The sequence below is a fragment of the Vibrio sp. 10N.222.46.A1 genome (genome assembly GCF_041473595.1).
In the GTDB taxonomy this organism is placed as follows: Bacteria; Pseudomonadota; Gammaproteobacteria; order Enterobacterales; family Vibrionaceae; genus Vibrio; species Vibrio tasmaniensis_A.
In genome coordinates this window covers 1-3272 of sequence record NZ_JBFRSN010000728.1, presented here as the reverse complement: position 1 = coordinate 3272, position 3272 = coordinate 1, and the positions used below count along the sequence as shown (strand labels likewise).

Annotated in this window: 5 protein-coding genes and 1 pseudogene; 4 read left to right on the top strand and 2 right to left on the bottom strand. The window is 43.4% G+C overall.

What is annotated here, in order from left to right:
• Window positions 1-315: pseudogene (locus AB4496_RS19225) on the top strand (cation transporter); the annotation flags it as partial.
• Window positions 316-333: 18 nt separating this feature from the next.
• Here the strand turns inward: AB4496_RS19225 and yddG are convergent.
• A complete protein-coding gene (yddG, locus tag AB4496_RS19220; RefSeq protein WP_009845586.1) occupies window positions 334-1260 on the bottom strand; it encodes an aromatic amino acid DMT transporter YddG in 927 nt (308 codons plus the stop codon).
• A gap of 186 nt (window positions 1261-1446) precedes the next feature.
• Complete coding sequence (gene yjjG / locus AB4496_RS19215; RefSeq protein WP_009845587.1) at window positions 1447-2121, bottom strand: pyrimidine 5'-nucleotidase; 675 nt, start codon at window positions 2119-2121, stop codon at window positions 1447-1449.
• Window positions 2122-2334: 213 nt separating this feature from the next.
• Between yjjG and AB4496_RS19210 the strand changes: the two genes are divergently transcribed.
• The 3 genes from AB4496_RS19210 to AB4496_RS19200 all read left to right on the top strand — a co-directional run.
• Complete coding sequence (locus AB4496_RS19210) at window positions 2335-2520, top strand: hypothetical protein (protein WP_009845588.1); 186 nt, start codon at window positions 2335-2337, stop codon at window positions 2518-2520.
• A gap of 282 nt (window positions 2521-2802) precedes the next feature.
• On the top strand, window positions 2803-2976 hold the full coding sequence (locus AB4496_RS19205) for a hypothetical protein (protein WP_012601113.1): 174 nt from the start codon (window positions 2803-2805) through the stop codon (window positions 2974-2976).
• A 127-nt stretch (window positions 2977-3103) separates the two neighbouring features.
• Window positions 3104-3272: TetR/AcrR family transcriptional regulator (locus AB4496_RS19200; protein WP_372131646.1), on the top strand; the 169-nt coding region annotated here is incomplete at its 3' end.

Genomic DNA, 3272 nt, shown 5'->3' with positions numbered 1-3272 from the left:
GAACGGCACTTTATCAAAGTGCCGTTCGACATGTTACGTGAAGCAATGCGTGAACTGCTAATGATGTCGGCAACCAAAGATATTTGTGACGCGGTAGATAAGAATGTTGTCGCTGTAGACAAAGATGCGGACCAAGATTTGGAGCTAATGGGTGTGACTAAGGTTGGCCCGGAACTAAGAGTCAATGTTGATATTCATACTAACGACCAAGATGCGATTACGGTTGATGATATTGAACGAACACGCCATCAATTAACGCGACGCTTATCTAAAATGCCTTATGAGCTTCAATTGAACCTCAATATCGCGAGCTAAGAGCATTCTCTCTTAAGTTCAAGACTGAACCTCTTCAGAAGCCGACGCCTTAACCGTCGGCTTTTTGTCTCTAGTTACCCACCAGCAAGCCAGTGAACCAATCGTCACCATACAAACGCCCTGCCAGAAACTCATGCTCAATGACAAACCTAGAATCATAGAAGACAGTAAGGTCGCGAAGATTGGCGTAAAGTAAGACATGGTTGCCAAAAACACCATGTTGCCACCTAGAATCGCCGTGTTCCAAAGCGCGTAACCAGCGCCCATACAAGCCCCAGCAAGCACTAAGTCAATCGCAGCACTTGAAGTCATCACCATGCCGGTTTCATCACTCAATGCGTATTTGATCCACAGAGTGATCGCAGTAGCGATAAAGAAAAGCACAATCGCATTCTGCCCTTTAGCAACGCGTTGGGTGTAATTGCAATATACCGCCCAAATAATCGCGCCGAAGAATGCCATCGAATAGGTTTTAGGGTTGGTCGCAATATTAGCCGCGATTTGCTCGACAGAAAGCCCCTGATCGCCGCTGATACTCCAAGCCACGCCAAAAAACGCTAAGACGATACTTGGATAAACCAACCAGTTAATCTTTTTGTCACTCAGCAGTACCGCAAACAACACCGTTAGTGCAGGCCATAGATAGTTGATAACGGCCATTTCTAAGGCTTGATGTCGGCTATTTGCCATTCCTAAAGCCAGAGCTAGGAAGATCTCGTAGCACACGAATAAGGCACCACCGATCAACAAATACGATTTGGAGAAGCGCGACAGCTTAGGTAACCCCATAACACAGACTAACAACAGTGAGCTCACCGTATAAAGACTGGCGGCACCACCAATTGGGCCCAGTTGTTCTGACACACTACGAGACAATGCAATTAAGCAGCTCCATAGTAAAATGGCAGCAATGCCGTAGCAGCTATGGCGATGAGATTTCAGCACGCCTCTTCCTTCTTTTTATTGTAATTAGGTAATCAAAGCGAGCTTAAGCAAAGGTAGGCTTAAACACCACTATCGATAAGTTGCAGTAAGTAAAAATAAGTAGCCGAGCACATAACTGTACTCGGCTATCCATCATTTACTCAAAAATCTAAAAGCAATTAGCAATTAGCAATTAGCAATTAGCAATTATGCCAACAAAAGTGCTTGCAGGTCAGCCAGAGACTTAACCTGATAATGAGGGTTAATTCCTGCTGGCGTCGCTTTCTCTTGGCTGTTCAACCAACAGGTCTCAATACCAAAATCCAAGCCACCTAAAATATCAGAGTGTGGGTTGTCCCCGACCATCAATACTCTTTGCTTTGATGGCAATCCAATCAGCTTGTGCGCATGCTCAAAAATTTCCGCGTCTGGTTTAGCGACACCGACTTCCTCAGAAATGATCACATGGTCAAAGTAGTCTGTCATTCCTGTTCGTTCCAAACGGATTGACTGCAGCTCTGTGAAACCATTGGTGATGATGCCCATGTTCACTTTGCCTTGTAACGACTCCATCAACTCTTTTGCACCAGGAAGCAGAGAACAGATGTCTGCCATTGCGGCTAAAAACGCACTGTTTAGTGCTGCCGTGGTTGTCTCTAACTTTGTTGCCCAGCTTTCAAAACGCGCGTGCTTCAGTTGTGCAGCCGTAATACGGCCATCTTGGTAATCGACCCATAACGGCAAATTAACCTCTTGATACACTGAATAATCCTGTTCGCTAAAGTCCACGCCAAAACGGGAGAACATCAGCTTCATTCCTTGAAAAGCATCAAAGTGGAACAAGGTTTCATCTGCATCAAAGAATATCCAATCGTACTTCATTTTATGTCCTATTATTCGCGCGGTTGAGCAGTGCTTGTATTTATTTTCTCGTTGCCTCAAAGGCCAGATGTGCATTCTACTATCAATTTTGTGAGCCTGAATATAGTTCTAAGAATTTATAGAAAACAAGCAACAAGTCATGATGTATCGCAAATTTTGCCACATATTAAACCAATACCATACAAGAAATACACTTAAGTACCGGGAGGTACCATGAAGCACTTCTTACCGTCATCCGTCATGCTCACCCCATTCCTTGTTAAGTATTATGATGAACAACCAGAAGACACCTCTGACGCCTTAGATACCGATGAGTCTCAGCAACCTCAAATTGAAGCTAACGATGACTCACGCAAACCATCGACACAAACTGAACTTGAACCGACGTTGAGTGAATAGCCTTTACTTTCATGGTCATGGAACGTAATTCTGTTATTAAATCAATCAATAGTTCGCTTTCCATTACTGACAATAAACACATAAGAAAACCATAAAAACGATTGCTATATGAGCCCTATCACAACACATAATCACAAAGTGGTAGACCAGCACTCACTGTGTAACCCTTACCAAGCTATTCACTCACGAGCATCTATATATTCAGTCTCAAATATGTATACTGCCGAGCTTATTAAGTAGAAACTCGCAGTAAATATGCGACAACAGCTGAGAGGTATTTTTATGGATTGCCCCGCTTGCGAAGAACACATTGGATGGGAATGGGTAGAAGAGGAAGCAATCGAACCCAATGAAGAATTCGATTGCCCAGAGTGCAAAGAAACGCTGATGTACACCATCGATGAAGGTACCTATTACGGCGCACAACATAAAACCGTCGAAGTTGTTGATGATTAGAGTTTTTTATTACCGATTAATGCTATCGATCTTTGCGAGATTGCCGGAGTAACCAGACACTCCTTTACTAGAACGAGTGTTCATCTTAAAATATTGAACATATGTTCAGATTAATGAAGTAGATGTTATGGCCAAGACAGCGAAGTTCGATAGACAAGACGTTGTAGATAAAGCGACTAACCTGTATTGGGAAAAGGGCTTTCACGCAACTTCTATGCGCAATCTACAGGACGTGATTGATATGCGTCCCGGCAGTATTTATGCGGCTTTTGGCAGCAAAGAAGGCTTGTTTAAAG

Bases quoted from the DNA above. Each gene is read 5' to 3' on its own strand.
- yjjG (WP_009845587.1), bottom strand. From the start codon at position 2,121: ATGAAGTACGATTGGATATTCTTTGATGCAGATGAAACCTTGTTCCAC.
- AB4496_RS19210 (WP_009845588.1), top strand. From the start codon at position 2,335: ATGAAGCACTTCTTACCGTCATCCGTCATGCTCACCCCATTCCTTGTT.
- AB4496_RS19205 (WP_012601113.1), top strand. From the start codon at position 2,803: ATGGATTGCCCCGCTTGCGAAGAACACATTGGATGGGAATGGGTAGAA.